Here is a 24,863-nt window from a genome sequence, read left to right on the forward strand (position 1 = left end):
GCATGGCTAAGCTACCGCGCCGCAAGTGCGCCAACAAAGAATGCCGCCAGTGGTTCCACCCGGCGCGCGACACACAGACCGTATGCGGTTACGAATGCGCCAGCGCCGTCGGCAAAGAACAGACCAGAAAAGCCCGCGAAGCCGCGCAGCGCAAGGAGCTATCGCATCAGCGCGCCGTCGAGAAGAAAGAGCGTGCAGCCTGGCGCCAGCGCAAAGCCGCAGTTAAGCCGCTGAAGCACTGGATTGACCTAACGCAGCGCGCCGTAAACGACATTTGCCGCGAAACCGAGCTGGCAGAGGGGCGGGGCTGTATTTCCTGCGGCACGAAAACGGCGTTTGCCTGGCATGCAGGACACTACCGCACGACGGCCGCCGCCGGGCACCTGCGCTTCACCCGCTTCAACATCCATCTTCAGTGCGATGTCTGCAACGTTCACAAATCGGGAAACATTGAAGCCTACCGGGCCGCGCTGGTGGAGCGTTACGGCGAAGAGCCGGTACTGGCACTGGAGAACAACAACACCCCACATCGCTGGACGGTCGAAGAGCTGAAGGAAATCAGGCTCGCGGCCCTGGCGGATTTGCGCACGCTGAAAAAGCTGGAGGCCGCATGATATTCGAATCCTATTTTGCCGATCACCTCCGCGTTCGCTGGCAGCGGATGCGCTTATACCACTTTCCCGGCTCCATTCTGACGGACTACCGGATACTGAAAAATTACGTGAAAACCATGGGCGGTGCAGCATGAATACTCAATACCTCGAATATGTACGCCAGCAGCTGATGGTGGCCACAGCCGATTTAAGCGGGGCAACGAAAGGGCAGTTAATGGCGTGGCTGGAGAACGCACAGATCGACACGAACACGTTTAAGCGTAAAAAGCCCCGGGTGCTGGATGAGGTGACCGGGAAGGTGATCACACTGGATAACCCACCGATACCCGGTAAGCAATCGCATGCCAAAGGCTCTCATATCCCTCTGGTGCAGCCGGTTGAGTATGCGACCGCATCATGGCGCCGAGCGCTGCTATCGCTCGAAGAACATCAGAAGGCCTGGCTGCTATGGAACTACAGCGAGAACACTAGTTGGGAGCATCAGGTGGCAATAACGCAATGGGCCTGGGCTGAGTTCAGCGCGCAGCTGGCGGGTAAGAAGATGGCCGGGAAGACAATGGAGCGGCTGAAGAAGCTCATCTGGCTGGCGGCACAGGATGTGAAAGCTGAGTTGGGCGGCAAAGACACTTACCAATATTGTGACCTTGCTGCGCTGGTGGGCATTAAGCCAGATAACTGGAGTAAAAACTACGGTGATCACTGGCGCGCTATGTGCGGCATATTTGCTTCAATGGATAGTGAAGCGTTAATGCTGGTTGTGAGAACACGATCGCAACAAAAAGCTGCTTTTTCACAGCAAGGTATTGCAAAAGTCAATTAAATAGGCCATATTTGAGTCTACTTTGATATGCTGCCAAATTTATATAAACCCGCCATCGAGCGGGTTTTTTTATGGCAAAACGGTCTTGCCGAGCGCATCAACGCGCTGGTGGTCGCAGAATTGAATTCTTCTCTTGCTGGGCTGGGCGACCAGAGCTATCTGTATGTCACACCACGAAAATTAAGGTAAAAGGCATGCTAAATCAGCAGGATATGACAGAAACAGCAAAGGCTGTTTTCAATGAATTAAGCGATAAGCCCGCTACGGCTGGTGAGATTGCACAGAATACCCACCTTAGCCGCGAACGTTGCCAGCTCATTCTCACGCAGTTGGTGATGGCGGGGTTATCAGATTACCAGTTCGGATGTTATAAGCGCCTCCAGTGATGGGGGCTTTCTGCTGTGGAAATGGGCGGCTGGTGGGTGTTGTAGCACCCAGCCAGCCATCAGCTCATGCTTTCAGGTCACAAGCTAACCAAGGCCCACCGCTTTAGCGCAAAAGCATAGTGAGCCTATCAGAGTTACGCTTACTGATCTATGGAAAATACTGTAAAAATAAACAGTGTTGAATTAATCAACGCTGATAGCCTGCATTACATCGCCACCCTTCCGGATAACTCCATTGACCTGATTGTTACGGATCCGCCCTATTTTAAGGTGAAGCCGAACGGCTGGGACAATCAATGGAAAGGGGACGAGGACTACCTACGCTGGCTTGATAGCTGTCTTGTTGAATATGCCCGAGTGCTTAAACCAGCGGGCAGCATTTATCTATTTTGTGGTCACCGTCTGGCCTCAGACATTGAGATCATGATGCGAGGCCGCTTCAACGTCCTAAACCATATCGTCTGGGCTAAACCATCAGGCCGTTGGAATGGCTGTAATAAAGAAAGCCTGCGCGCGTACTTCCCCTCAACAGAGCGGATCCTGTTTGCCGAGCATTATCTTGGGCCGTATACGGGGAAAGAGGATGCTTACGAGACTAAAAGCACTGAACTCAAGCAGCACCTTATGACGCCGCTGATCGACTATTTCCGCAATGCCCGTGAATCGCTGGGTGTGAGTTCAAAGGAAATAGCTGAGGCAACCGGAAAGAAAAACATGGCGTCACACTGGTTCGGGATGAGTCAGTGGCAGTTGCCGAACGAGGTGGATTACCGGAAGTTGCAGGAATTGTTCACCCGGATCGCCATTGAGAAACACCTGCAGCAAAAGCTGGAACATCCTCACCACCAGCTGGTGGCTACTTACCAGTCATTGAATCGCAAGTATTCGGAATTACTGAAAGAGTATAAAACGCTCCGGCGTTGCTTCTCCGTTTCTGCTCTTGTTCCGTATACCGATGTATGGGTGCACAAGCCCGTCCAGTTCTATCCGGGCAAACATTCATGTGAAAAACCTGCCGACATGCTGAAGCAAATCATCAGCGCCAGCAGCAGGCCAGGCGATATCGTTGCCGATTTCTTTATGGGGTCCGGTTCCACTGTGAAAGCCGCAATTGAGTTAGGACGCCGGGCCATCGGTGTCGAACTTGAAGCCGAACGGTTCATGCAAACAGTCGGCGAGATTGAAAATCTCAACAAAACATAACGGACACCCTGCCTCTGGATGCTGTGGTGACCACCGAATTCAGGCTCCGGGAATCATTTCTTACATCCCCCTTTACCTAAGAGCCCGCGAGCCTGATCCCTTCCATCACACACAGCACCCGCCACGCAGCGAGGTGAGAGCATGTATCGAATGGACAAACTGACAACGGGCATTGCCTATGGGGCGTCTGCAGGTAACGCCGGATACTGGGTACTTCAATTGCTGGACAAAGTAACCCCATCACAGTGGGCCGCAATTGGCGTTCTCGGAAGCCTGATGTTTGGCCTGCTGACCTATCTGACGAATCTGTATTTCAAAATCAAAGAGGACCGGCGAAAGGCCGCGCGGGGTGAGTGATGTCGAACAAAGTGAAGTTCAGCGCTGCCATGCTGGCACTTCTCGCTGCTGGGGCAACTGCTCCTGAATTGTTTGATCAGTTCGTTGACGAGAAAGAAGGTAATGCGTTGGTGGCAGTTGTCGATCCCGGTGGTGTCTGGTCCTTATGCCATGGCGTGACGGTTATTGATGGTAAGCGTGTCGTGCAGGGGCAAACCGCAACCGAGGCTCAGTGCAGAAAGGTTAACGCCATAGAACGTGATAAGGCGCTGGCGTGGGTTGACCGCAATATCAAGGTGCCGCTGACTGAACCACAGAAGGTCGGCATTGCGTCGTTCTGCCCCTACAACATCGGGCCAGGTAAATGCTACCCATCAACCTTCTATAGCCGCATGAACGCCGGTGACACGAAGGGTGCCTGCGAAGCTATTCGTTGGTGGATTAAAGACGGCGGCCGCGATTGTCGCCTGACCAAAGGTCAGAAAAATGGCTGCTATGGGCAGGTAGAGCGTCGAGACCAGGAAAGCGCGCTGACGTGCTGGGGGATAGGCCAGTGAACCCAAGTTGCATTTGTTTCATTGCGGCTGGTGTGCTGGCTGTTATGGGATTGCCTGGCTGGGGATGGTTCCTATTTGTGGGAGTGATTCTGCTATGAGCATTCGTTCTCAGCTCGTTGTCGTTGCGTTGCTGGTGGCTTGCGCGTTTCTCGCTGGCAGTGAGTGGACGAACCGCAGCTGGAAAATAAAGTGGGCTGACCGGGATAGCGCGGAATCTTCACAGGAAGCGAACGCACAGACCGCTGCTCGCATGATTGAACAAGGGCGAACAATAGCCCGTGATGAGGCTGTTAAAGATGCTCAAGCTAAAGCAGCGCGTGCTGCCGTTACTTCTGCTGGCCTGTCTGCCAGCGTTAAGCAGCTGCGCACCGAAGCAACAAAACTCGCTACCCGCCTGGACGCCGCAAAGCACACCGCAGATCTTGCCGCTACCGCCCGAAGCAAAACAACCGACACTAACGCAGGATTGCTTGCCGACATGCTCGGAGATATTGCAGCAGAAGCTAAACGATATGCTGGAATCGCTGACGAACGCTACCGGGCAGGAATGACGTGTGAGCGCGTTTACGACTCGGTGAGAGAGTCAAATAACGGGATCTGGCAAAAAGCGGGGACGAATCCCCGCTAGCTGTTAGCCAACTTTGCGATAAGGGTAGCCAGCTTTTTTGATGTGGGCATCAAAATACTGGCCTTTTGACGACGCATTCATTAGTGCCGTGTACACGGTAGATGGAACCCGAGAGTATTGATAAATGCCACTGCGATGGAATGCAATTTCCAGCGTCGAAGTGGCCTGGTCATAACCTACTGATTGGAGATTTGAAGATGAAACAGGTTGACGAATCAAAGCAGTTTCCTCGTTTGAATGGGAAGAGTCCCGAGGAAATCGTAGAGCTATTCAAAAGTTATAACTTTGTCGATGATCATGGTCATCGACTGGATATGTGCCAGGACTTCAAAGATTTGGTTGAGCTTGCCAGTAAGGCGCAGGCCTGACCGCATTACAGAAGCTCTTCACTGAGGGGCTTCGATAATGAAATACTGAGCTAATAAAAATGGCAAAAATAAAATGGCCTAAGTTACCGCGCTTTTTCGTTCCGTTGTTTCACTGTGCGAATGTGTATCTATGCCGCTCAAAAGATGAATGGCAGCAGTCGGAATCGGCAATCGGAGTTCCTCCTTCCGACATAAGTTTCAATAACGGCGTGTGCCGCCATTTTTTCGATGATGTAACAGGTGAAAACGTTTATCTGATTGGTGTTTTCGATAACAGCGTTAGTACCCTTGTTCACGAATGCGCTCATGCAACGTTTTACTGCTGCAATGATGTTGGTGTGACAATCGACACTGGAACGGCAAACGAAACATACTGCTATCTGCTCGACAGAATGTTTTCGGCATTTTTGCCGTATATAAAACAGGATTAACTCATGGCAAAACCGGACTGGGGAGCACTGCAAGACCAGTTCCTCGCCGAGCATGCCAAAACAGGTATATCACCTAAAGAATGGTGCGAAGCGCAGGGGCTGAATTACACATCAGCGCGCAGATACATCAAAAAGCCAACTGCGCAAAAAACTGCGCAGAAGAAAGCGCGCAATGCACAGACTGAACAAGCCCCTACCACTGCGCAGTATGAGCAATCCTCAACTGATGCGCAGACCGATATACAGGAAAGTGCGCAACCCTTCAACCTGCGCAATTACGGCCTTAACGATATGCAGATCAGGTTTGTCGAAGAGTATCTTCTCGATCTGAACAGGACCGCTGCATACAAGCGGGCTGGCTACAAAGGCGAAGGCAATACGGCTTACGTTAACGCCTCTCGATTGCTAAGAAATGCTAAGGTCAGCCAGGCAATCCGCGACGCGCTGGATGAACGTTCGCGAAGAGTGAAGGTAACGCAGGACGAAGTGTTGAAATGGTGGTGGGACATTGCGACGGCAGATGCCACGCAACTGACTGAACACCACCGCGGCTGTTGCCGCTACTGCTGGGGGCTCGGTCATAACTACCAATGGCGCGACGCTGTCGAGTTTGGCGAGGAATCGGAAAACGCGGCGAGGAAGGAAGGAGCCAGGCTACCGCAGGACACTGGCGGCTATGGTTACGACGGCACCGTGGACCCGAACCCGGATTGCCCGCGCTGCAATGGCGTCGGCATCGGTCGCTCTGTATTTCACGACACGCGTGATTTAACTGGTGCGGAGCGACGATTATTCGCTGGGATTAAAGAGGGCAAATCTGGCCTTGAGGTCATCACCCGTAATCAGGATGACGCAATGAAGATGGTGGCCCAACACCTCGGCATGCTGAAAACAAAAACCGAACTGAGCGGGCCGAATGGTGAGCCTATCCAGCACAGCCACTCTTTAAGTGCGGAGGATCTCACTGATGAGCAACTCGCCGCAATTATCGGCGGTAAGTAAGCAGGCAGCAGCCAGGGAACTACTCAAGCGGCGCAGTGCCCGAGCAAGCCTCCACGACTTCATTCAGTACATAAACCCCGAATACATCACCAGCAAGTTCTCTCAGACGGTTTGCGATGCTCTGGATCAGTTTTTGCTGGATATGATGAATGGAGTGCGCCCGATTCTGATTCTCGGTGCGCCGCCGCAGCATGGTAAATCGGATATCGTTTCGCGTTACCTGCCAGCGTATTTCTTTGGTAAGTACCCGGAAATGCGCGTAGGTGCGCTGTCCTACTCTGCTGACCTTGCTGGGGATATGAACGCCGACGTTCAGCGCATTATGTCCACACCGGAATACCGCAACATATTCCCGGGCGCCTGGCTGGGCAATAAGCCGGCTGATGGTGTGGCCGTAAAGCGTAACACTGACGAATTCGGTTTAGCCAACCATAAGGGAACGTATGTCTGTGCGGGCGTAGGCGGCCCGTTAACAGGTAAGAAAATCGATCTCGGTATCATCGATGACCCGATAAAAAACGCCAAAGAAGCACTCAGCCCGACGACCAAAAAATCTATCTGGAACTGGTACGTTTCCACGTTTAAAACGCGTCTGTCGAAAAACAGCGGCGAAATCATCATGGCGACCCGCTGGGCGACGGATGACTTATCCGGGCGTGTAGTGGAAATCACGCCACGCGCTAAGGTGCTGGCGTTCCCTGCAATCAACGAGCAGGGTGAAGCGCTGGTGCCAGAGCTGCACCCAAAAGAAAAACTGCTCGAAACAAAAACCATTCTAGGGGATTACTTCTGGTCTGCGATGTATCAGCAGTCACCAAAACAGGCTGGTGGCTCCATTTTCAAAGACGAATGGATCAAGTATTACCTCCCGAAAGACTTGCCGACCAACTTCGACATCGTCATCCACAGCTGGGATATGACGTTTAAAGACAGCGAAGGTACTGACTACGTTGTCGGTCAGGTATGGGGTAAAAAGGGCGCAAACGCCTACCTGCTTCACCAGGTGCGCGCGCGCATGAGCTTCACCGCAACGCTGAAAGCCGTTAAACGCATGGCCGACGAATATCCCAAAGGCTTACGTAAGCTGGTGGAGGACAAAGCCAACGGCCCGGCGGTTATTGATTCACTGAAAAGCACCGTTGCGGGGCTCGTTCCCGTTGAACCGGACGGCAGCAAAGTAGCCCGCGCCCATGCGATTACCGCCGTATGGGAAGCGGGTAACGTTTTCCTGCCTCACAAAGATATTGCCCCTTGGATCACCGAGACGGTCGAGGAAATCACCACCTTCCCGGTCGGCGCGAACGACGACGTTGTCGATGCAATGACGCAGGGGTTACGCGACTTGTACCAACGTAAAACACTCAGCCCACTGGACCTCATGTAATGGCGAAAAAGAACTTTGTCGGCCGTCTGAATGATGGCCTGGTTAGCTTGATGACTTCTCTAGGCGAGAAGATCGGCGCAGTGCGATACAGCAGCAGCAAACCCGATGTGTCGGATAAAGAGCTGCTCGCGATGAATAAGAAATCGTGGGTGGTGAAAAAGTACATCAACAAAACGGCTGATGACATGCTGAAGCTACCCCGGAAGTTTTCGGGCGACGTTGACAGTAATATCACTCAGCGCATCGCTGATGCTGAAAAAGAGCTGAAATTGAACTCAGTCTTTCATAGCGCGCTGGGGTGGGCGTCGTTACTGGGAGACTCGTTAATCGTTGCTATCACTGATTGCGCTGACGAGCAGATCGCCTTGCCGCTCAATTTGCAGGATGAGGATATCGTTAAGTTTCTGGTGTTCCGAAAGGGGGAGTACACGCCGGATAGCAATGTCATCACCGATATCCGCTCAGATTGTTTCGGCGAGCCGCTGACGTATCAACTGGACGTAGGGACGAAGCAACTCAAGTTTCACCACTCCCGCTGCTGCCGAACGAAGCTAGGCAATCACAGCATTAAGGATCGCGCCAAGTTTGGCACGTCAGACCTTCAGGCTCCCTATGAGCACATCAAAACCTTCGACACGGCAATCCTGAGCACCGGTGACACCATCCAGGAGGCAAACGTCGATGTGCTTTTTGTCCCGAACATGAACAACCAGATCGCAGCTGGTCAGGAAAGCAATGTTCGCGAATACGCCCGAGTGATGAAGGAAACCAAATCCTCTACCGGACTGCTGCTGATTGACGCTGGAGACAGTGAGGCGCAGGGGCGATATGAGCAGAAGAACGCGCAATTCACCGGGCTGTCTGACGTAATCAGCAAAATGGCGATCGTGTTGGCCGGTGCGCTGGACAGACCCATAACGATTCTGTTTGGTGAGTCGGCCAGTGGGTTCAGTAGTGGCGAGGAAGATAACAAATCCTATTACGAGACGATTAACGGCCTGCAGGAGTCGCGACTTCGTCCAATGCAGGATTTCGCCGACCAGTTCACGCTGGACAAACTCGCTATTACGGAAAGCCTTACCTACGAATACCCAACAATCGACAGCATCAACGAATCTGACGAGGCGACGCGGTTCGGCCAGTACGCAACCGGATTTAATACGCTGGTGACAAGCTCGATACTGACGGAAGAAGTCGCTATCAGGGAAATGGTTAACCGCGGCGTATTAAAGACCGTCACCGAGAAGGAGATTAAAGCGATTGTCGCAGGAGGCGGCACATGGAGCTGAAACAGCTGCTGGAGCAAAAGCAGGGGCGAAGTAGACCGCGCCGCCGACGGATGCGACCACCAACCGCCAGCAAGCGCGCCGAGGTCTGGTATCGAGACAGGCTGATAGAGTTTGTCGATAGCATGCTTCAGACGCTCCTGGATGAGCTGGACAAGCCCACGCTCACCGACGCACCCGATACCACTCCTTTGTCGATTACGGCGCGCCTTGCGGCTGTTATGCAGCGATTAGCGAGCATTTCAATTCAGGAGGTCGCCGCCCGATTGTCTGCCGGGTTCGTTGCACGTGCGAACTTGCAGAACAAAGAACAGACGCAGCGCACTTTCGCCCAGGCTTTTGAGATTGACCTGACCGGGATGCTCGGTGACGGCGCAGTGAAGCCAGAAATGGAAAAAGCCGTAAGTGACAACGTTGACCTGATTACCTCCATCCATACCGATTTTATTCACGATATCGGCGCGGCGGTTTTCGACAACATGAAAGACGGCGGCCGACATGAAAACCTGATCGACATAATCAAGGAGCGCGGGAACGTCACCCGCAACCGCGCCAGGCTAATCGCACGTGACCAGACCTCGAAACTTAACGCAGACCTCACGGAAGCGCGCAATGTGGCGCTTGGCCTTGACCTGTACGAGTGGGGCGGCACTGGCGACGAACGCGAGCGAGATAGTCATTCCGCGTTAAACAGCAAGCTGTGCAAGTATTCCGACCCGACGGTCTACTCGGACGACGGCGGCAAAACCTGGAAGAAACGCTCAACCATCGGGGCATTCATCGGCAAACCTGGCGAAGACTACCAATGCCGATGCCTGGCCCTTCCTTACGTCTCATGGGATTAATCAATGACGTGGAAACGAACACCGCAGGGGTACGTGATTACCACTGCGACGATCACCCGCGCCGGACCGATTGAGTATTACGGTCATGAGCTGGGACTAACTGGCAGCGATGCCAACAAAAAAATCACCGTTGTTCGCACCCTCGACGAACTGTCAAAACCCGAAACCCTCGCTTCATTCAATGGCCTCCCGTTCACCATAACGCACCCCGACGACGGGGAGGTCACCGCAGCAGACCACAACGAGAAAGCATCCGGGCATATTGCCAACACCCGCATCGAGGGCGGTGACGTGGTTTGTGACGTTTTCCTGACGGATGCCGCAGGAATCGAGACGCTGGAAGAGACAGGGATACGTGAAGTGTCTGTTGGGTATGAACCAGCTCAGCTCGAGGAGAGAGGCGGGAAGCTTTACCACATCAACATTCGCGGCAATCACGTCGCGGGAGTGGCGGCGGGGCGATACGGGCCTCAGTGCAAGTTAAACGACAAAAAAGGTAAGCCAATGTTTGCAAAATTAGCTGACGCCCTGGCGTTTCTGAAGGGCAAAAAACTGAAGGATTCGGAAGGCGTCGCGCTGACTGCTGACGAGCTGGTCGGCATGATTGCCGCGCTGGAAAAGGCGCTGGAGGAACTCAAAGGGGAAGGAACTGATGAGTCAACGGCTAAAGCACAGGAAGTGCTGGCGCAGCTCGCTGAACTCAAAACACAGTTGGAAAGTATGAAGGGGACTCCTGCGCCAAACGATGACGACCCCGCCGCAGGTGGCGGTGATGACAAGGACGCAAAAATCACCGCGCTGGAAACCGAAAACGCCGACCTGAAAGCAAAGGTTAAGGCGTTGGAAGATGAACTGGAGCAGGTGAAATCAGGCAATGAAACCAGCGCTACGCTGGCCGATGCGAAAGCCCGCTTCCCTAAAGTCAGTTTCAACGATGCCAAATCAGCGCGTGACGTTCGCGCTGCCGTTCTGGTGAGCACCAAGGCGTTTAACGATACCCAGGTTAGCGCGATGACGGATAGCGAAGTACGCGCGGCATACGCGGCTATCCAGGCAACGTCAAAGCCGCGCAGTGAAATTGGTGCTCATCTGTTTAATGACTCAGCGAACAAAAGCACCAAAACCGCAAATCAACGCCTTGGGGGTAAATAACTATGTCTTTCGGATTTACTGATTGGGATGGTGCCGAAGGCACTATTAAACCGGGCTCGATTAAACGCGCCTCCAGCTCAAACGACAAAGTTTGGGGCGAAGAGAACCTGACAGAAACGAAGTTGCTCTATGGCACGTTCGTAGCGGTCAACCCAGACGGTGGCGTGATGCCTCTCGCTGCTGGCCTGCGCATTCATGGGATTGTTGTGCGTGATATTTACGGCGACGGCGCACCGCATAACAAACAGGTCAACGTCGGGCATTTCTCTCACGGTGATAGCGTCGGCGCGCTGACGGTCGATGACGCTGATTTTACGCGCGGCGCGGCGGCCTACATCGTGGCGACGGGTGCCGATGCCGGAAAGGTGACGACAGAAGCAGCCGGCAATATTGATTTGGGTTACTGGGTGGAAGATGTGAGTGCAGGTAATAACTGCGTTGCTATCACCCTGGGCTACGTACAACAGGCAGTTCAGCAGACGGAAGGAGCATAACCAATGCCTATGGAATCAGCAGATTTTGAAGAGGTGCTGCAGGAAGCACTAACCGAGCGCGACACAGATCTGAAGGAAAAGGAGCTGCCAGAGATTAACATCGGCGAGGCTCTCCCGATTAAAGATGGTCTGGATTTTGCTCTGGAATATGCGGACTACGGCGTGTCGAAAGTGGTTGGCTCTGTTAAAGACGGCATCATCGGTAACAAGACCAACAGCCTGAAAACCATTGATAGTGAGATTGAATGGCTGAAAGCACCCGTTGGTCAGTGGGCTAAAGCTGCAACCTGGACTCAGCAGGAGCTGGAGAAAATTGCTCGCCTCAATATCAGCCTGCAGACCAAAAAGCAGGATGATCTTTACGCCAATGCCCTGGCTACCATCCAGTATGCGGGCTATGTCGGTCACATGGGGGTTAAAGGGCAGGAAGGCTTGCTGACTGGTGCGTCGGTTCAGATCGTTGTCGATGCTTCAGGTAAAACTATTACCGAAATGACCTCTGATGAATTCGTGAAACTGGTACTGGATGCTTACAACGTGGCGTGGCGCAAGTCCAGCTACCGCATTCAGCCTACGCATATTGCAATGGATGCCAGCGACTTCATGCTCGCCATGCAGAAATTCGACCCGAATCCGACCGTTGTGGGCACTGACCTGCTCCCGATTGCTGCAATGGATCGCATTATGGCGGCACTGCGTAAGGCTTCTGGCAACGAATCCTTCAATATCACCTTTGTAAAAGTCCCGAGCAATTACGCGGTAGGTATCAAATCGGGTAAAACGCGCCTGGCCATTTACACCTACGAATCGGAATACATCGAGATGGAGGTGCATATGCCTGAGCTGCTGGCGGTACGACAGCGTGATCTGCTGACCTATGAGTGTGGCTATCGTTCTGCCTTCGGTGGCGCGATGTGGAAACAGCCGCAGTCAGCGGTGTATGTCGATTACAAATCCTCACCGGCAGAGTAATCGCAGGGGGTAGCATGGAATTTACCGTTCGTTACCCCGAGTTCGCCAGTGTCGCCCCTGCCCGTATAGATGGGGCGCTACAGGATGCTGCTAACCAGATGAGCCGCAAGGTATGGAACAAGCTCTATGAGCAAGGGCTTCATGCTTTAGCGGCGCATCTGCTTTATGCGGCTGGCGTGCTCAATCTTTCCGGCAGCAGCAACGGAAAACCCATCCAGACAATCACCAGCCGATCTGTTGCAGGCGTGTCTATTGGCTATTCAGCGCCCGATGCCGGGTTTGGCACCGGTCACGACGGCTACGCGTCCAGCTCTTACGGGCAAGAGTATCTGAGGCTGCGTAAGCTGGTGGGCGTGCATGTGCTGGCTATTCGATAGCGAATAGGGAGTGATTTGCTATGACTCCGGAAGAAACTCTCAAAATCACCACTGAATACCTGAAGAACCTGGAGGCGATGAAAACGCATTACGTCGCCGTGGGTTTGCCAGCGGGCAAAGTGGGAAACAAAACCAATGATGATGGAACATCAATAATTGAGATTGGGGCGGCCCACGAATTCGGCGCTGAAATCGATCACCCTGGCGGCACCGGATATATGGCAATGGGTGGCAAGGCTACTTTTACCAAAAATAGCCTCATGGGGCCGGTTAGCGGCTTTACGGCAGCCCACAAAATAACACTCCCTGAACGTTCTTTTCTCCGCGCTCCATTCACCCTCAAAAAATCAGAAATTAACCGGGCAATCGAAAAGGCTTGTGAAGCTGTAGGCTCCGGGAAAATGGATGCAACAACCGCGTTAAACCTGATAGGTGCCACCGCGCGGAATATCAGTGTGAAAGCCTTTGAAACGGGTGGTTATGGCACGTGGCCGGATATCACCGAGGCAACGAAAAAAGCCAAAGGCTCATCGGCGATCTTGATTGATAAAGGGCAGTTACGGGGGACTATCACATGGGAGGTTCGTAAGTGAGCGACTTATCAGAACTTGATATGAGCGACGCGCTAATTGGTTGGGAGCAGCCTTTAAAACTCAAAACCCGGACGGAAAAGACCGTGGATTTTGAGGCGTCTGTAATCGTCACCAGTCAGGACATTCTGGCGGTGGTGCAAAGCGCGAACAAAGAGAATCTGACGCTGGATAGCCTGGACTGGTCGAAAGAGTATCTGCTGATTCACGCGCGGCTGAAAATTGAAACCGGCCAGTTCATCGAAAAGGGCGGGAAGGATTACAAAGTCGTGTCCCCGGCCGATTACATGGATTATGGATTCTGCGCCGTCATTGCCGAGGAAACCCGGCTCCCGCTACTGGTGCCAACGCCATGACACAACCCCACCTGAAAGCGGTCGCGCGTTTCGTTCGTGACCTTCTGGACTACGACGAGCAGCTGATCAAGTTCGACCGACGGAACGTGCAGGCGTCGGACTTCTCCACCAGTTATATCGTGGTCAACGGCTCGCTGCCGCAATCGGTTCTGGCCAGAGGCCAGCGCTTTAACGGTGACGCTGAGGTGATGACTTATACCGCCTCAGTGAGCCACGCGATTGTGCTGGAGTTCTACGGGGACGGGGCATACAGCAACGCTGAAAACTTCCTGATGTTGAGTGAGAGCCAGGCAGCGAACGAGCTGAGGCGTCAGCACGCAATAACCATTATGGCGGTATCAAACATCATCGATGTGGGCCAGTTGCTTGGTCAGTCTCACGGTAACCGCGTCAACCTCAGTTTCAACGTTCAGTATGCACCTGCGCACGATGTTCAAACGCTGCGTATCGATACGCCGCAGTTTCAATTTTTAGAGGATAAGTAAATGTCAGCATCAATTAATAACGTTATTAATGTGACGCTTCTTGAAGAAGGAAAGGCTGCTGCGCGCGATAACATCAACGTTTGCGCGATCGTGACCAGTCAAACTGGAGTGTTGAGCACCGTCGAGCGCTGGCGCTCCTACAAAAGCGCCTCAGCAGTAGAGCAAGACTGGGGCGCATCATCGGTAACGGCTGCCTTTGCGAATGCCTTCTTTGGCACCAGTCCGAACCCTATCTCTGCTGGTGGGACGCTGGTAATCGGTTTCTGGAACGCCGCCGGGGAAACCCTGCCTGAAACGGCTGGCTTGCTGCGCGGCGCTGAGATTTCCCAGGCTGTAGTGTTGCCAGCTTTACGCCAGAAAGCCGACTGGTCATTCGGTATCACTATCGACGGTACTGACCACGAAGTCACCGGGATTGACGGCACCACGGCGGCCACACTCTCGGATGTGGTTGCAAAAATCCAGGCTGCTATTACGCCGGCGGTTGCGTCGGTCGTGTTTGATGGTTCTCAAATCGTATTCACCAGCAAAACAACCGGGGCATCTTCGGTTGTGGGCTTTCCGGTGGCGCTGGAAAGCGGCTCGTTTATTGGGGATGTTCTGGCAATTGCTGATGGCTCTGGCGCCGCGCAGGTTAACGGTAAAGCTGAGTCTCAAGTCGATCCGGAAAAGCAACTGGATTGCCTGAGTCAGCTCAAGGCGCAGGTCAACGTTAAGGGTGTTGCCTTCATCGATAAGATCCTCAGCGCGCAGGTGCCATTGATTGCAGCCTGGGCAAAAGCTAATTCCGTTCTTGTCTTCGAAACGTTCACCGGTGCGGCGGCGCTGGAAATTGATCCAGGCAACCCCGTATGGGCGGTGACTCTCGCCAGTCAGGGAAATTTCCGCATGTTGTACAGCAAGGCTGGCAATCGTAAGTACGGCGTTAGCTATATGGCCCGTACTCACACGGTGAATTTCAGCGGTGAGCGCACTGCTATCACCCTGAATTTGAAGACGCTGAATGTCACGGCTGAGTCATATTCTCAGACTGAGATCGATAAGGCGAAGGCGGTCGGTCTGGACATTTACACCACGATTAAAGACACGCCATGCGTGCTGACCAGCGACGCTAATGACTTCGTGGACAACGTTTATAACCTGATGGCTTACGTTGACGCGGTGCAAACTGACTCCTTCAACCTCCTGAAAACCACGCCAACTAAGGTTCCGCAAACCTATTACGGCGTGGACCAGTTAGAAGATTGTGCAGAAAAAACCACTCGCGGCTTTGTTAAGGCTGGCGTCTTCAATCCGGGCACCTGGACACTTCCGGACTTCTTCGGTGACCGGGATATGTTCCTGCGCAACATTGAGCAAAACGGGTATTACGTCCTGGCCGGTGACCTTGCGGATCAATCAACGGCTGATCGCCAGGCGCGCAAATCCCCGGTTCTGCAAATCGCTGTGAAGAACGCCGGTGCAGTGCATAGCGAAGACATTATTATCAACTTCAACAAGTAAGGGGCGGTAAATGTCTCAGATTGTTATTAGTGCAGATACCGCGACCACCGTGTTGAACGGGCGAATCATCACGGATATCGCGGCGGGTGATTACATCACGTTAACCCCTTCCAACCCATTAACCAGCAGGGCTAACAGCGCTAAAAATGGCGTGACCATTGCGAAACGTGTTGATGCCGGTGTGCACGTAATGGTGCTGCGCGTCCAAAAATACTCAAACGATGATGTGTGGCTGAGCCAGCAGATCAAAGCCGATATTCCGGTCGTTTTTGACGGTTCGGTTAAAGAGTCGTTTGTACGCGATGGGGCGGCACTGAAAGAAACCTACGATCTGCAGGTCGGCTCTATCACCACGCAGCCGACACAAACCAAAAACAACCAGGACGTTAATGCGCTCATGGAGTACACCATCGAGTTCCGTAATGTCGTCCGTAACGTGTAAGGCATCCCATGGTTAACGACAAAGAACTGAAAGAAAAGCAGCAGAAAGCCCTTGATATGATCAAGGCCGTGTACAAAGACGGCTTTGCGGAGATTAACGGCAACCGCTACGACTTTGCCGCGATGACGCACAAAAAGCGGCGCAAGGTTTTCGCGTTCTTCACGGGCATTGCCAGTGAGCTTTCGCGACAATCGCTCGAGTTCCTCGATACTGAGCGCTTCGAAGAAATTGAGCGGCTGATGTTCGATTACGTTCTGTATGACGGCGTGCAGCTGTCAAAGCAGGCCGATCATTTCGAATCCTTCCCTGGTGATTACGTCATGGTGGTTACCACCGCGTTGCAGGTCATCAGCCTGCCTTTTATGGGCGGGAGCACTATGAACTCAACTTCAGAAGCTCCAGACGTTCAGAAGATTACGTTAAAAAGTCGAACGTAAGCGATGAAATGAGCATGTACCTGGCCTTGTCAAAAGCCGGGTACGGTTCATATAGCGAACTGGTCAAGTTGGATACGCCTGAGCTTCTGGATATGCTCGAGTTTGAAAACATTAGCGCTGACATTCAGCACTATGAAATGGAGAAATCCCGCAATGGCGATAGTTAACGAGCTGATCACCAAGTTCGGCTTTGTCGGCAATCTGGCCCCGCAGGAGGCCTTTAACGCCAACCTTAAAGCCTCCATCGGGCTGCTGGCGACAATGGGCGCGGCTATTGCTGGTTCGGCGGTGGGCGTTGCGAGCTGGGTTACGTCAGTCAGTGAATCCATTAACCCGCTTATCCAGTTCTCCAGGGAAACGGGCGTTGCGATTGAGACAGTGCAAACGCTGGGTTATGCCGCGTCCGTGAATGGGTCAAGCGTGGATGCCCTGCAAGAATCACTCAGCGAAATGACCACGCGCGTTGGGGAATTTGTCTCTACCGGTGAGGGCGAGGCAAAGGATGTTGTTGATCGGCTGGGGCTGAAATTTAAAGACCTCAACGGGCAGGTTAAATCCTCTGACGTTATCTTTCGCGAACTGGCCGACAAGCTGCAAGGCATGAGCCAGGCCGAAAAGTTCTCGGTGCTGGATAAGATGGGCATCGACCGTTCGATGGTGCAGCTGCTATCACGCACCGGCGACGAAATCGAAGCGCTGCAGGATAAGGCCAATGCGCTTGGCGTTGTCACTCAGGCGCAGGCCGACCAGTTCGCCGCCTATAACGATTCACTGACGACCCTGGGTAAAGGGTTCGACGGGATTAAGTTTCAGGTGGCAATCGGTTTTGTGCCGGTACTCAAAGACCTGATCGACGGCTTCACGGATTTCCTGATTGCCAATAAAGACCTTATCAAAAATGGTCTTTCTCACCTTGGGGAAATCATCTTCTCCGTGATGGGTATGATTCGCCGCTTCTTGCCGATTGTTGCCGCTATCACGATCGCTTTCTCTGTCTGGTGGCTGGTTACTGGTGGGCTTGCTACTGCAATGGGCGTTCTAATGTCTCCAGTAGTCCTCATCACTGCGGCGATACTGGCCGTCATTCTGGTCATCGATGACCTGCTAACGGCGATGGAAGGCGGGCAGAGCGTTATCGCTGACTTCTTCAAAGATAACTGGGGGATCGATATAGTCCCCGGCCTGTTGGCTATCAAAGACGCTGTGATGGTGGTGGTTGATTACATTATCGAATCGTTCAAGGTCGGCCTCGACAATATCCTGCTGATGTTTTCCGCATTGTGGAAGCTGGTAACGGGAGATTTTGAGGGGGCGTGGGCCGATGTTGTGAAAATCTTCGACAACAGCGTGGAGCAGATGAAAGCCCCGTTTACGGCGTTCATCGACTGGGCAAAAAACATCTTTGCCGGACTGGGCGACTATATCGGCAATGTCATCACCAACGCAGCCTCAAACGCCTGGAGCGCAACTAAATCATTCTTCGGATTCGGAGACGATGAAAAACAGCAGGGGCCGACAGGCGGCGGGAATGGTGGAATTGGCGCTGGCGGCATCCCTTACGGTATGAACGAAGCGGTTGGCATGGCTGGTGGTGGGGCTGCTTACAACAGTTCATTCACCTTCAGTCAGCAAAACTACATTACGGCGCCTGATGCACAGGCTGCTGGATCAGCGGTTGCAGACAGCAGCCAACAGCAGATGCGTGACGCACGCCGCATGTATTCGGGGAATGGAAAATAATGGGCATTCTTGACGGCTTTACTCAGGCTCAGGCCTCCGGCAAAGACTCGGTGAAGAAGGTGGGCATTGGCGGGTATTCGATGTTTGCGCGAGTGAACGACTCCACCGAGTATCCCGCGCAGGTTCCCGTCGATGTGTTGGAAGATGGCAGCAATGCATCTGACGACATTATCAATGGGCCAATTACCATCAAAATCAGTGGTGTCGTTGCAGATGTGTACGTTGATGCAAAACCCAACTCATCATTTAGCCTGATGCCTGATTACTCGAAGTATGGCGAAGTCATCGAATACATCCCGTCGAAGACGCAACAGCAGTTGCAACGAATGAATGAAATTGCTGATCGTGCCGAGCAAAAAATACTGGAAGCGAAGCGCCTGGCAGATAAAGGCGCAGAACTCTTCGGACTGGTTGGTAACCCTGTATCCGGCGGGGCTAAGAGCATACGTGAACAGTTTCTGGACTTCATCGAAGCCGTTTACTTCGGCAAGCAGCTGATCTCTGTAGAAGTCGATTACCGGACGCATGAAAACATGGCGCTTAGTGGGCTGGTCATCAGCACCGATAACCAGACCAGTGAAACAAAGTTTGAGGCCAGCTTTACCAAAGTGAATTTCAGTCTGATCACTACCGCACCTATTGAGCAGCATTTCAAATCACCATCAGCGGCAGCAAAATCCAAAACGGCGGCTGTGGCAAATAAGGGGGCACAAACACCAGCTGACAACTCAAAACAAAGCAACCAGTCAAAATCTGTAGCGTATTCATTTAAAGATACGCTCTATGGTAAAAGCTGATGAATCGAATAACAAATGTAACGGATGAGCCTATTCAGCGGCACGTCTTGATTTTTGATCGTGGCGAGGCGGTGGTTACCTTCCGGCACCTGCCAACAATTGAAATGTGGAAAATGCGGGTGGAGTACAATGGTGATTACATAGATGGTGTGAAATTATCGTTGGGAACGATGCATTTTCGTCATAAAAATTGGCCCTTTGATATCGCACTACTCGCCACTGATAGTTCCGGGATTGATCCGTATCGCGCTGACGATTTCGCCACCGGCCGCTGTGAGCTTTACATGATCACGCCGGAGGAAATGATTGAAATTCGAGGGGGAGATGTACCGTAATGGACACTTTTTACCGCGACTACCGGCTGACGGTGGGGATCGGCAATCAGGCCGTGATTATCGAACCGCCGTTCACTGTGTCATTCAAGGCGCTGGAAACCGTGGATAAGAAATCACTCGGAAAACTGAGCGTGTCAATCAACGGGCTCAAACCCTCAACACGCTTGCAACTGGTCAAGGCCGAGGATGATGATAAATACATTCCGATTAAACTCGAGATCGGCTACGACGGAAAGCTACGGCAGGTATTTCAGGGTTCTGTAAAGAGTGGAGCGGTAAAGCGTGAAGGTCCGATCCACGTCCTCAGCCTAGAATGTGAAGATGGTGGCCACGATTACATAAATGCGTTCACATCTCGAACCGTTCGCGGGAAAGAGCAGGTTATAGATTCTGTCCTCCAGGATATGCCGAACACGAAGAAAGGAGCGGTGACGAGCCAGCAACAATTAGTCAGGCCAAAAGTATTGGTTGGTCGTTCAAGCAAAATTATCAGTGATATGTTGGCACCTGATGAAAGTTTTTTTATTAAAGATGAACGGATTCATATTCTGAAGGCGCACGAAGTCGCATCGGGGAATATCCCAGTTGTCAACGCACGCAGTGGGCTGCTGAATACACCACAATCTACGAAGATTAGCGCCCAGGATGATAGCGGGAAGAAAGGAGTAAAACCCACGAACAACCCGGAAACGGATCCCGGGGGGAACAGCAACGACAAAGCTGACTCGAGCACATCGGTCCCCCAATCAAAAGGGCAGATTGTATTCGACACAAAACTAAACCCAATGTTGGTGATCGGCGGGCTTTGTGCGGTTGAGAGCGTAACGAACCCCGCACTGAACGGGGTTTATAAAATTTACCAGATAGAAACCAACGGTCAGAATACTGGCGCAGCCTGGTATCAAAAAGTGGTTTGCCAGCCGGCAGGTAATTATTCAGTAATTAAGTAATTATTTCATGTCAAGGCAAATGGTAGCGACATAATCACCACCTGCAGAAAGAAATGACTCGACAAAGTCTTGGTCAGGCCATTCTTCCTTTTCCATCATGTCTTTTTGTTGTTTGATGAAATCACGTTTTATCTTTGAGCAAGACTTGTTTTCTTTTAAGCCTTCACGAACCACCCCTCTCATTTGTTTTTCCATTGCTGGTAACTGAGACATACCTGCACTTACTTTTTTATGATCAGCGTTTGTTGCTTGCAGGGCTTCGAGCATTGCGCTTTCAAATTTTGCTTTGGCGATATCGGCGTAAGGACCAGCAAAGGATGTAGCAGAGAACAAAAAACCAAGAATAAGTATGTTTCTTTTCATAATACTCCCCAGAGTGTTACACATTTATCATTTAATAGATGTTGATGCTTCGGTTGAGGTGGCTGTCGGGGGCCTTTCGGTAGAGTGCTTGGATGATAGCCAACCAATACCGAGAGCTATCACTATAGCGATAAATATCTTTTCACCGGTTGATAGCTTTATCTTTCCTCCGGCCTTTTTAAATGATTTTTTATCTTCTTTAGATAGTTTTCTGAACTGCTTGTTCGTTAGTACCAATGGAAGAGTCGGTGTGGAAATGGGGTCATTGGAATCGTCATAAAGCAGGGCTTGAGCATGCACTGATTCCGCCTCGGCATTTTGCTTACCATGCTCACTTTTGCCACCAAGCAAATTACCACTTGTATAGGATAATCCTGTTCCCGGTATGCCCGTAGTGGCTTTAACCCCACGTTTTCCTACATTTACACTGGAGCCTGGCTTGCCAATAGTTGCGCTAGTGATCCCATTTTTACTGATATTCACAGAAATCCCTGGTGCTATTTTTATTTTCTTCCTGAATTTGAATCCCATTGTTCACCTCTGCTGTGTGTAGAGAAAATAACGTAATCAGTGAGCCATCATCATGATCGAAGAACTTCATGACACCATCGACCTTGGCGTCGAGTTCGCTCTGGCCGATGTTCACACTATTGTTGTCGCAAAAATCACAGAAGTAAATGATACGACGATCGGTTGCAAACCCGTTATCAATCGCGTTGTGAAGGGCAGTAGTGAGCAGCTCCCGGAATTTATAGAAGTGCCGCCGGTAATAGTGCAGGGCGAGGGCAGCTATATTGTTGAGCCGATTAAGCCAGGCGGCTATTGCCTTATTTTGATATCAGAACGCTGCTATGACGCCTGGTATGCGGGAAGCGATTTTGTCTCACCGCTCGAAATGCGAATGCATGACTATTCTGACGGTTTTGCTTTATGTGGCGTTAATCCTTCCTCGACCGCAATCACCATCCCCAAGAAAAACAGGCTGATTAAAGGCGTCAGTGATCACGATGGCGACCTTAATGTCACCGGAAACATCACGCAAGAGGGCGGCGTTTCCACTCTGGCGGAATGCGTGGTGAATGGGCTAATGAAATATGGCTCAGTTGAAACAGCAGGGAAACAGGGGGTGACCGGTTCTTTCCGGAGCGAGGACGGGAAAACAATCACCGTAACCAACGGAATCATCACGGGGATCTCATGATTGTATCAGCGCTTGATAACGATAATGACTGGGGGTTTGGACGCGGTCGGCAAAACTACATCACCGGCGGCCCGGCTATCGCTCAAAAAGTAAAGTGCCGCCTGCGGTCCTTTAAAAACGATAACCCGTTAAATATGTCGGACAACATCGACTGGTTTTATCTGCTGTCCGAGAAGAATACCGAGCAGGACATATTGCGTGAGGTTGAGCGGGTAACACTCGCAACTGATGGTGTTATGCGAATTATAGAACTCTCGATGCTGGTCAATAAAACAACCCGGAAACAGTCCATCGAGCTGCAAATTGAAACAGTTTTCGATGAGCAAACCATCACCTTTCCAATAAATGGAGCGTTGAAAGATGGCACTGCGGTTTAGCAATAACGGTCTGGAGGTGGATTCCTTCAGGGAGATATTTGAGACGCTAAGTGACGACTATAAAGAAATTTATGGTCAGGATATTGATTTAGACCAAGACTCTCCAGACGGGCAGCGTGTCGCTATTGAAGCACAGGCCAGAACGGATATTGAGGCGGCGCTTCAGTGGCTTTATTCGCAAATGGACCCGGACTTTAATTCCGGTGATATGCAACAAATTATCGCCAAACTGCATGGCCTATACATGCGGCCCGGTTCACGTTCGCAGCGGGATTTAGTTGTAAACACTGACAGGCCCGTCCTTTTGTATAGCGGATATAAAATCCGCGACCAGGCTAATCAGATCTGGTTTGTACGTCAGAACGTAACCGTTCCTGCGGGAACAACCACTGTAACCTTTTTTGCTCAGAACTTTGGCAAGGTTACGGGATTGGTAACGGATACGTTTACGCAGCTCACCCCGGAACAAGGGGTATTGGGGTTTTCCTCTGATTCTGACGTTGTGGTGGGGCGTGACGAAGAAACACCTGAAGAATTCCGGCAGCGCCGTAACCGATCCCTGGAGAATCCCGCAACGGGTAGCACCGGCGCGATATTCGCAAAGGTAGCTAATCTGGCGGGCGTTACAGATCTGAATATTGATGAGAACGACACCAAAACAGATGACGAGGTTACGGGCATCCCCGCCAACTCAATCTGGCTTGTCGTTGAAGGTGGGGCCGTTTCTGAAATCGTAGAGGTCATGGTTAAGCAGAAAGGAGGCGGGACGGGGACGAAGGGGAGCGTCACCGGGCGTTATATTGAGACACTTGTCAGGCCTGATGGTTCGACCCTCCAGATTGCCCACGACATGCAGTTCGACAGGCCAATCTACAAACCATTGCATATTCAATTAAGGGCTAAACGCAAGAAAACAAATGATCCGGTGGATATTGATTCTCTCAAAGAGGCTTTGGCCTCCCGGGTTATGCACGTTGGCGAAAGTATTGATGCCAATGAGTTCTACGAGGATGGGTATGGCGTCAGCCGGGTTAACTTCACCCTGACTGACCTGCAGATCAGCGACGACGGATTAACGTTTACTGACGGTGAATTGTCTCCGGGTTTTCAGGGGAAATTTACGATTGATGAGGCAAATATCAATATTGATGAGGTGTTTGCATGAATGGAGACATCATTCAGCGTTATACGCTGATGCTCATCAAACAGTATTGGGAAAAGCCAAAAGCAAAGGCTGAAATCAATGCAATGCTGGGGCAGTGGCAAATTATCGCTGACTTCATTCGTAACCCAGACAACTTTGATCTCGACCGCGTTACCGGTTATCGACTGGATGTTATCGGGAGAATCGTCGGGTTACCGCGCAGCGTACCTGATGCATTGGCAAAGGTATTTTTTGGCTTTGATGGGCACCCTAATTCGGAGGGGTTCGGGAGCAAATCCAACGCTGCGATTACCGGCGCCCCATTTTTCAGTAAATTCGCACCGGCTTACGGCGAGTATCAGTTAGGGGATAACGAATACCGCCGATTCCTGAAGGTTAAGATCGCTCGAAACGCCGCTGCCTCAACCATATCTTCCGATGACCGCGTCAGCCTTCAGGAAGTTATTCAGGCGGCCTTTAATGGCGAGGCCTACGTTACTGATCGCAAGGATATGACGCTCGCGTTAAACATTTCCCCCCAGGTTTCTGTCGATGAACTGCGCCTCATTGTGAAGCTAGGATTGCTACCCAAACCAGCCGGAGTTCGTTACGACTATTTCTATCAGGTGACGCCAGGCGAGGCGTTTGGATTCTCCAGAAATCCAGCCGCCAGAGGCTTCGCCAGCAAATTCAATACCGCTTACAAGGGCGGTTTTTTTTCGAGGAAAATTCATGTCTAAAATTGAGCGTTATCAGGGGAATGTCCAGGCATTTGCTTCCAGCGCGCAGGGGGTTGAAAGAACTGTATTTGGTGAAACGACACAAGCTAACGATCTAACCTCGCAAATAACAGCGGCGTTCCTGCGCGGCTGGGGAATTGTTGGCCCGTCGGAACATCCTTCCCTTGAAGACTTTAATGGCGCCATGTACGCCTTGAGCCAGTTTATTGCTTACCAGCATCAGGCTGGCATTCCGGAATGGCACGAAGAGCAGGAATATTACGCAGGCTCTGTCTGCACACATACCGGTGTTGCTTATCAGTCCATTGAGGACGCCAATACAGGCAATGAGCCGCCATCGGCACACTGGACACCAGTGATCACCTCACGCAATGGGAGCGAATATTTTCAGTCAATTAATGCGACGCTTACCGCACTGGCCACGCTTGCTGGTACGAAAGATAAAATGCCGTACTTCAGTGGTGAAGACACCGCCGCGTTAACTGCGCTTACCGCTTTTGCGCGCGAAATCCTGGCGCAAACCGACGCCGCCGGCGTTCTCTTAAAGC

37 protein-coding genes and 1 pseudogene are annotated in these 24,863 nt (G+C 51.9%); 35 read left to right on the forward strand and 3 right to left on the reverse strand.

Annotated features, from left to right (window positions below; genetic code table 11):
- The first annotated feature begins 2 nt into the window (after nucleotides 1-2).
- From KCR01S_RS06815 to KCR01S_RS06845, 9 genes are all read left to right on the forward strand, one after another.
- Nucleotides 3-614: a recombination protein NinG gene (locus tag KCR01S_RS06815; RefSeq protein ID WP_061281448.1), complete on the forward strand. Its 612-nt coding sequence runs from the start codon at nucleotides 3-5 to the stop codon at nucleotides 612-614.
- Nucleotides 611-748: a YlcG family protein gene (locus KCR01S_RS25100; RefSeq protein ID WP_156478750.1), complete on the forward strand. Its 138-nt coding sequence runs from the start codon at nucleotides 611-613 to the stop codon at nucleotides 746-748. The genes KCR01S_RS06815 and KCR01S_RS25100 overlap by 4 nt, the downstream gene beginning before the upstream one ends.
- Nucleotides 745-1,434: a bacteriophage antitermination protein Q gene (locus KCR01S_RS06820; protein ID WP_061281451.1), complete on the forward strand. Its 690-nt coding sequence runs from the start codon at nucleotides 745-747 to the stop codon at nucleotides 1,432-1,434. The genes KCR01S_RS25100 and KCR01S_RS06820 overlap by 4 nt, the downstream gene beginning before the upstream one ends.
- Before the next feature lie 27 nt (nucleotides 1,435-1,461).
- Nucleotides 1,462-1,623 (forward strand): hypothetical protein, encoded by a 162-nt coding sequence (locus KCR01S_RS25610; RefSeq protein ID WP_244886202.1) that lies wholly within the window; start codon nucleotides 1,462-1,464, stop codon nucleotides 1,621-1,623.
- A complete protein-coding gene (locus tag KCR01S_RS23995) occupies nucleotides 1,554-1,820 on the forward strand; it encodes a hypothetical protein (protein WP_244886201.1) in 267 nt (88 codons plus the stop codon). The genes KCR01S_RS25610 and KCR01S_RS23995 overlap by 70 nt, the downstream gene beginning before the upstream one ends.
- 150 nt (nucleotides 1,821-1,970) lie before the next feature.
- Entirely contained in the window at nucleotides 1,971-3,023 is a 1,053-nt protein-coding gene (locus KCR01S_RS06830; protein ID WP_061281452.1) for a DNA-methyltransferase, read from the forward strand.
- Between the two features lie 141 nt (nucleotides 3,024-3,164).
- Nucleotides 3,165-3,380, forward strand: a complete 216-nt coding sequence (locus tag KCR01S_RS06835) for a class II holin family protein (protein ID WP_061281454.1) — start codon at nucleotides 3,165-3,167, stop codon at nucleotides 3,378-3,380.
- On the forward strand, nucleotides 3,380-3,916 hold the full coding sequence (locus KCR01S_RS06840; protein ID WP_061281458.1) for a lysozyme: 537 nt from the start codon (nucleotides 3,380-3,382) through the stop codon (nucleotides 3,914-3,916). The genes KCR01S_RS06835 and KCR01S_RS06840 overlap by 1 nt, the downstream gene beginning before the upstream one ends.
- A gap of 94 nt (nucleotides 3,917-4,010) precedes the next feature.
- Entirely contained in the window at nucleotides 4,011-4,544 is a 534-nt protein-coding gene (locus KCR01S_RS06845; RefSeq protein WP_061281461.1) for a DUF2514 domain-containing protein, read from the forward strand.
- A 3-nt stretch (nucleotides 4,545-4,547) separates the two neighbouring features.
- Here the strand turns inward: KCR01S_RS06845 and KCR01S_RS24000 are convergent, their stop codons facing one another.
- The gene (locus tag KCR01S_RS24000; protein WP_072277112.1) at nucleotides 4,548-4,763 is read right to left on the reverse strand and encodes a KTSC domain-containing protein; all 216 of its coding nucleotides are present in this window, start codon (nucleotides 4,761-4,763) and stop codon (nucleotides 4,548-4,550) included.
- Between KCR01S_RS24000 and KCR01S_RS25335 the strand changes: the two genes are divergently transcribed.
- The 21 genes from KCR01S_RS25335 to KCR01S_RS06940 are packed head-to-tail and all read left to right on the forward strand — an operon-like array spanning nucleotide 4,742 to nucleotide 20,490.
- Nucleotides 4,742-4,912, forward strand: a complete 171-nt coding sequence (locus KCR01S_RS25335; protein ID WP_167348818.1) for a hypothetical protein — start codon at nucleotides 4,742-4,744, stop codon at nucleotides 4,910-4,912. The two genes, KCR01S_RS24000 and KCR01S_RS25335, sit on opposite strands and share 22 nt — an antisense overlap.
- 59 nt (nucleotides 4,913-4,971) lie before the next feature.
- On the forward strand, nucleotides 4,972-5,343 hold the full coding sequence (locus tag KCR01S_RS24005; protein ID WP_072277113.1) for a hypothetical protein: 372 nt from the start codon (nucleotides 4,972-4,974) through the stop codon (nucleotides 5,341-5,343).
- Nucleotides 5,344-5,346: 3 nt separating this feature from the next.
- A complete protein-coding gene (locus KCR01S_RS06855; protein WP_061281466.1) occupies nucleotides 5,347-6,345 on the forward strand; it encodes a terminase small subunit in 999 nt (332 codons plus the stop codon).
- A complete protein-coding gene (gene terL, locus KCR01S_RS06860; protein ID WP_061281468.1) occupies nucleotides 6,311-7,729 on the forward strand; it encodes a phage terminase large subunit in 1,419 nt (472 codons plus the stop codon). Before KCR01S_RS06855 ends, terL begins: the two co-directional genes overlap by 35 nt.
- Nucleotides 7,729-9,018 carry a phage portal protein gene (locus tag KCR01S_RS06865; protein WP_061281470.1) on the forward strand — a complete coding sequence of 430 codons (1,290 nt, stop codon included), beginning with the start codon at nucleotides 7,729-7,731 and terminating at the stop codon, nucleotides 9,016-9,018. Before terL ends, KCR01S_RS06865 begins: the two co-directional genes overlap by 1 nt.
- Complete coding sequence (locus KCR01S_RS06870; protein ID WP_061281471.1) at nucleotides 9,009-9,860, forward strand: phage head morphogenesis protein; 852 nt, start codon at nucleotides 9,009-9,011, stop codon at nucleotides 9,858-9,860. The genes KCR01S_RS06865 and KCR01S_RS06870 overlap by 10 nt, the downstream gene beginning before the upstream one ends.
- A gap of 3 nt (nucleotides 9,861-9,863) precedes the next feature.
- Nucleotides 9,864-11,012 carry a DUF2213 domain-containing protein gene (locus KCR01S_RS06875; RefSeq protein ID WP_061281473.1) on the forward strand — a complete coding sequence of 383 codons (1,149 nt, stop codon included), beginning with the start codon at nucleotides 9,864-9,866 and terminating at the stop codon, nucleotides 11,010-11,012.
- Between the two features lie 2 nt (nucleotides 11,013-11,014).
- Nucleotides 11,015-11,506 (forward strand): structural cement protein Gp24, encoded by a 492-nt coding sequence (locus KCR01S_RS06880; RefSeq protein ID WP_061281475.1) that lies wholly within the window; start codon nucleotides 11,015-11,017, stop codon nucleotides 11,504-11,506.
- A gap of 3 nt (nucleotides 11,507-11,509) precedes the next feature.
- Nucleotides 11,510-12,478: a major capsid family protein gene (locus tag KCR01S_RS06885; protein WP_061281478.1), complete on the forward strand. Its 969-nt coding sequence runs from the start codon at nucleotides 11,510-11,512 to the stop codon at nucleotides 12,476-12,478.
- A 14-nt stretch (nucleotides 12,479-12,492) separates the two neighbouring features.
- On the forward strand, nucleotides 12,493-12,855 hold the full coding sequence (locus KCR01S_RS06890) for a DUF4054 domain-containing protein (RefSeq protein ID WP_061281480.1): 363 nt from the start codon (nucleotides 12,493-12,495) through the stop codon (nucleotides 12,853-12,855).
- Between the two features lie 20 nt (nucleotides 12,856-12,875).
- Nucleotides 12,876-13,448 (forward strand): phage virion morphogenesis protein, encoded by a 573-nt coding sequence (locus KCR01S_RS06895; protein ID WP_061281483.1) that lies wholly within the window; start codon nucleotides 12,876-12,878, stop codon nucleotides 13,446-13,448.
- Complete coding sequence (locus KCR01S_RS06900) at nucleotides 13,445-13,801, forward strand: hypothetical protein (RefSeq protein ID WP_061281485.1); 357 nt, start codon at nucleotides 13,445-13,447, stop codon at nucleotides 13,799-13,801. The genes KCR01S_RS06895 and KCR01S_RS06900 overlap by 4 nt, the downstream gene beginning before the upstream one ends.
- A complete protein-coding gene (locus KCR01S_RS06905; RefSeq protein ID WP_061281487.1) occupies nucleotides 13,798-14,286 on the forward strand; it encodes a phage neck terminator protein in 489 nt (162 codons plus the stop codon). Before KCR01S_RS06900 ends, KCR01S_RS06905 begins: the two co-directional genes overlap by 4 nt.
- Nucleotides 14,287-15,789, forward strand: coding sequence for a DUF3383 family protein (locus KCR01S_RS06910; RefSeq protein ID WP_061281488.1), 1,503 nt, complete (start codon nucleotides 14,287-14,289; stop codon nucleotides 15,787-15,789).
- A gap of 10 nt (nucleotides 15,790-15,799) precedes the next feature.
- Nucleotides 15,800-16,231: a hypothetical protein gene (locus KCR01S_RS06915; RefSeq protein ID WP_061281491.1), complete on the forward strand. Its 432-nt coding sequence runs from the start codon at nucleotides 15,800-15,802 to the stop codon at nucleotides 16,229-16,231.
- An 8-nt stretch (nucleotides 16,232-16,239) separates the two neighbouring features.
- Entirely contained in the window at nucleotides 16,240-16,668 is a 429-nt protein-coding gene (locus KCR01S_RS06920) for a hypothetical protein (protein WP_061281493.1), read from the forward strand.
- Between the two features lie 14 nt (nucleotides 16,669-16,682).
- Nucleotides 16,683-16,835 carry a hypothetical protein gene (locus KCR01S_RS25340; protein WP_167348815.1) on the forward strand — a complete coding sequence of 51 codons (153 nt, stop codon included), beginning with the start codon at nucleotides 16,683-16,685 and terminating at the stop codon, nucleotides 16,833-16,835.
- Complete coding sequence (locus tag KCR01S_RS06925) at nucleotides 16,822-18,408, forward strand: phage tail tape measure protein (RefSeq protein ID WP_061281496.1); 1,587 nt, start codon at nucleotides 16,822-16,824, stop codon at nucleotides 18,406-18,408. The genes KCR01S_RS25340 and KCR01S_RS06925 overlap by 14 nt, the downstream gene beginning before the upstream one ends.
- The gene (locus KCR01S_RS06930) at nucleotides 18,408-19,205 is read left to right on the forward strand and encodes a phage baseplate protein (protein WP_061281498.1); all 798 of its coding nucleotides are present in this window, start codon (nucleotides 18,408-18,410) and stop codon (nucleotides 19,203-19,205) included. The genes KCR01S_RS06925 and KCR01S_RS06930 overlap by 1 nt, the downstream gene beginning before the upstream one ends.
- Nucleotides 19,205-19,540, forward strand: a complete 336-nt coding sequence (locus KCR01S_RS06935) for a hypothetical protein (protein ID WP_061281501.1) — start codon at nucleotides 19,205-19,207, stop codon at nucleotides 19,538-19,540. Before KCR01S_RS06930 ends, KCR01S_RS06935 begins: the two co-directional genes overlap by 1 nt.
- Nucleotides 19,540-20,490, forward strand: coding sequence for a hypothetical protein (locus KCR01S_RS06940; protein ID WP_061281503.1), 951 nt, complete (start codon nucleotides 19,540-19,542; stop codon nucleotides 20,488-20,490). The genes KCR01S_RS06935 and KCR01S_RS06940 overlap by 1 nt, the downstream gene beginning before the upstream one ends.
- Here KCR01S_RS06940 and KCR01S_RS06945 read toward each other — a convergent pair whose 3' ends face one another.
- Together KCR01S_RS06945 and KCR01S_RS06950 are read right to left on the reverse strand one after the other, a co-directional pair.
- Nucleotides 20,491-20,853 carry a hypothetical protein gene (locus KCR01S_RS06945; RefSeq protein WP_061281504.1) on the reverse strand — a complete coding sequence of 121 codons (363 nt, stop codon included), beginning with the start codon at nucleotides 20,851-20,853 and terminating at the stop codon, nucleotides 20,491-20,493.
- A gap of 27 nt (nucleotides 20,854-20,880) precedes the next feature.
- Nucleotides 20,881-21,384, reverse strand: coding sequence for a DUF4236 domain-containing protein (locus KCR01S_RS06950; RefSeq protein WP_061281506.1), 504 nt, complete (start codon nucleotides 21,382-21,384; stop codon nucleotides 20,881-20,883).
- Nucleotides 21,385-21,436: 52 nt separating this feature from the next.
- On the opposite strand from KCR01S_RS06950, the gene KCR01S_RS06955 reads away from it, so the two are divergent.
- From KCR01S_RS06955 to KCR01S_RS06975, 5 genes and pseudogenes are all read left to right on the forward strand, one after another.
- Entirely contained in the window at nucleotides 21,437-22,054 is a 618-nt protein-coding gene (locus KCR01S_RS06955; protein ID WP_061281508.1) for a Gp138 family membrane-puncturing spike protein, read from the forward strand.
- Nucleotides 22,051-22,431, forward strand: coding sequence for a contractile injection system sheath initiator (locus tag KCR01S_RS06960; protein ID WP_061281510.1), 381 nt, complete (start codon nucleotides 22,051-22,053; stop codon nucleotides 22,429-22,431). The genes KCR01S_RS06955 and KCR01S_RS06960 overlap by 4 nt, the downstream gene beginning before the upstream one ends.
- Entirely contained in the window at nucleotides 22,415-23,596 is a 1,182-nt protein-coding gene (locus KCR01S_RS06965; RefSeq protein ID WP_061281511.1) for a baseplate J/gp47 family protein, read from the forward strand. Before KCR01S_RS06960 ends, KCR01S_RS06965 begins: the two co-directional genes overlap by 17 nt.
- On the forward strand, nucleotides 23,593-24,315 hold the full coding sequence (locus tag KCR01S_RS06970; protein ID WP_061281513.1) for a baseplate wedge 1 family protein: 723 nt from the start codon (nucleotides 23,593-23,595) through the stop codon (nucleotides 24,313-24,315). Before KCR01S_RS06965 ends, KCR01S_RS06970 begins: the two co-directional genes overlap by 4 nt.
- Nucleotides 24,308-24,863, forward strand: a pseudogene (locus KCR01S_RS06975) (hypothetical protein); the annotation flags it as partial. The gene KCR01S_RS06970 and the pseudogene KCR01S_RS06975, both read left to right, overlap by 8 nt.

It is taken from the genome of Kluyvera cryocrescens NBRC 102467 (assembly GCF_001571285.1).
GTDB lineage: Bacteria > Pseudomonadota > Gammaproteobacteria > Enterobacterales > Enterobacteriaceae > Kluyvera > Kluyvera cryocrescens.

Excerpts from the sequence above, each read along its gene's own strand:
- KCR01S_RS06815 (WP_061281448.1), top strand. The coding sequence starts at position 3 with ATGGCTAAGCTACCGCGCCGCAAGTGCGCCAACAAAGAATGCCGCCAG.
- KCR01S_RS25100 (WP_156478750.1), top strand. The coding sequence starts at position 611 with ATGATATTCGAATCCTATTTTGCCGATCACCTCCGCGTTCGCTGGCAG.
- KCR01S_RS06820 (WP_061281451.1), top strand. The coding sequence starts at position 745 with ATGAATACTCAATACCTCGAATATGTACGCCAGCAGCTGATGGTGGCC.
- KCR01S_RS25610 (WP_244886202.1), top strand. The coding sequence starts at position 1,462 with ATGCTGCCAAATTTATATAAACCCGCCATCGAGCGGGTTTTTTTATGG.
- KCR01S_RS06830 (WP_061281452.1), top strand. The coding sequence starts at position 1,971 with ATGGAAAATACTGTAAAAATAAACAGTGTTGAATTAATCAACGCTGAT.
- KCR01S_RS06835 (WP_061281454.1), top strand. The coding sequence starts at position 3,165 with ATGTATCGAATGGACAAACTGACAACGGGCATTGCCTATGGGGCGTCT.
- KCR01S_RS06840 (WP_061281458.1), top strand. The coding sequence starts at position 3,380 with ATGTCGAACAAAGTGAAGTTCAGCGCTGCCATGCTGGCACTTCTCGCT.
- KCR01S_RS06845 (WP_061281461.1), top strand. The coding sequence starts at position 4,011 with ATGAGCATTCGTTCTCAGCTCGTTGTCGTTGCGTTGCTGGTGGCTTGC.
- KCR01S_RS25335 (WP_167348818.1), top strand. The coding sequence starts at position 4,742 with ATGAAACAGGTTGACGAATCAAAGCAGTTTCCTCGTTTGAATGGGAAG.
- KCR01S_RS24005 (WP_072277113.1), top strand. The coding sequence starts at position 4,972 with ATGGCAAAAATAAAATGGCCTAAGTTACCGCGCTTTTTCGTTCCGTTG.
- KCR01S_RS06855 (WP_061281466.1), top strand. The coding sequence starts at position 5,347 with ATGGCAAAACCGGACTGGGGAGCACTGCAAGACCAGTTCCTCGCCGAG.
- terL (WP_061281468.1), top strand. The coding sequence starts at position 6,311 with ATGAGCAACTCGCCGCAATTATCGGCGGTAAGTAAGCAGGCAGCAGCC.
- KCR01S_RS06865 (WP_061281470.1), top strand. The coding sequence starts at position 7,729 with ATGGCGAAAAAGAACTTTGTCGGCCGTCTGAATGATGGCCTGGTTAGC.
- KCR01S_RS06870 (WP_061281471.1), top strand. The coding sequence starts at position 9,009 with ATGGAGCTGAAACAGCTGCTGGAGCAAAAGCAGGGGCGAAGTAGACCG.
- KCR01S_RS06875 (WP_061281473.1), top strand. The coding sequence starts at position 9,864 with ATGACGTGGAAACGAACACCGCAGGGGTACGTGATTACCACTGCGACG.
- KCR01S_RS06880 (WP_061281475.1), top strand. The coding sequence starts at position 11,015 with ATGTCTTTCGGATTTACTGATTGGGATGGTGCCGAAGGCACTATTAAA.
- KCR01S_RS06885 (WP_061281478.1), top strand. The coding sequence starts at position 11,510 with ATGCCTATGGAATCAGCAGATTTTGAAGAGGTGCTGCAGGAAGCACTA.
- KCR01S_RS06890 (WP_061281480.1), top strand. The coding sequence starts at position 12,493 with ATGGAATTTACCGTTCGTTACCCCGAGTTCGCCAGTGTCGCCCCTGCC.
- KCR01S_RS06895 (WP_061281483.1), top strand. The coding sequence starts at position 12,876 with ATGACTCCGGAAGAAACTCTCAAAATCACCACTGAATACCTGAAGAAC.
- KCR01S_RS06905 (WP_061281487.1), top strand. The coding sequence starts at position 13,798 with ATGACACAACCCCACCTGAAAGCGGTCGCGCGTTTCGTTCGTGACCTT.
- KCR01S_RS06910 (WP_061281488.1), top strand. The coding sequence starts at position 14,287 with ATGTCAGCATCAATTAATAACGTTATTAATGTGACGCTTCTTGAAGAA.
- KCR01S_RS06915 (WP_061281491.1), top strand. The coding sequence starts at position 15,800 with ATGTCTCAGATTGTTATTAGTGCAGATACCGCGACCACCGTGTTGAAC.
- KCR01S_RS06920 (WP_061281493.1), top strand. The coding sequence starts at position 16,240 with ATGGTTAACGACAAAGAACTGAAAGAAAAGCAGCAGAAAGCCCTTGAT.
- KCR01S_RS25340 (WP_167348815.1), top strand. The coding sequence starts at position 16,683 with ATGTACCTGGCCTTGTCAAAAGCCGGGTACGGTTCATATAGCGAACTG.
- KCR01S_RS06925 (WP_061281496.1), top strand. The coding sequence starts at position 16,822 with ATGGCGATAGTTAACGAGCTGATCACCAAGTTCGGCTTTGTCGGCAAT.
- KCR01S_RS06930 (WP_061281498.1), top strand. The coding sequence starts at position 18,408 with ATGGGCATTCTTGACGGCTTTACTCAGGCTCAGGCCTCCGGCAAAGAC.
- KCR01S_RS06935 (WP_061281501.1), top strand. The coding sequence starts at position 19,205 with ATGAATCGAATAACAAATGTAACGGATGAGCCTATTCAGCGGCACGTC.
- KCR01S_RS06940 (WP_061281503.1), top strand. The coding sequence starts at position 19,540 with ATGGACACTTTTTACCGCGACTACCGGCTGACGGTGGGGATCGGCAAT.
- KCR01S_RS06945 (WP_061281504.1), bottom strand. The coding sequence starts at position 20,853 with ATGAAAAGAAACATACTTATTCTTGGTTTTTTGTTCTCTGCTACATCC.
- KCR01S_RS06950 (WP_061281506.1), bottom strand. The coding sequence starts at position 21,384 with ATGGGATTCAAATTCAGGAAGAAAATAAAAATAGCACCAGGGATTTCT.
- KCR01S_RS06955 (WP_061281508.1), top strand. The coding sequence starts at position 21,437 with ATGATCGAAGAACTTCATGACACCATCGACCTTGGCGTCGAGTTCGCT.
- KCR01S_RS06960 (WP_061281510.1), top strand. The coding sequence starts at position 22,051 with ATGATTGTATCAGCGCTTGATAACGATAATGACTGGGGGTTTGGACGC.
- KCR01S_RS06965 (WP_061281511.1), top strand. The coding sequence starts at position 22,415 with ATGGCACTGCGGTTTAGCAATAACGGTCTGGAGGTGGATTCCTTCAGG.
- KCR01S_RS06970 (WP_061281513.1), top strand. The coding sequence starts at position 23,593 with ATGAATGGAGACATCATTCAGCGTTATACGCTGATGCTCATCAAACAG.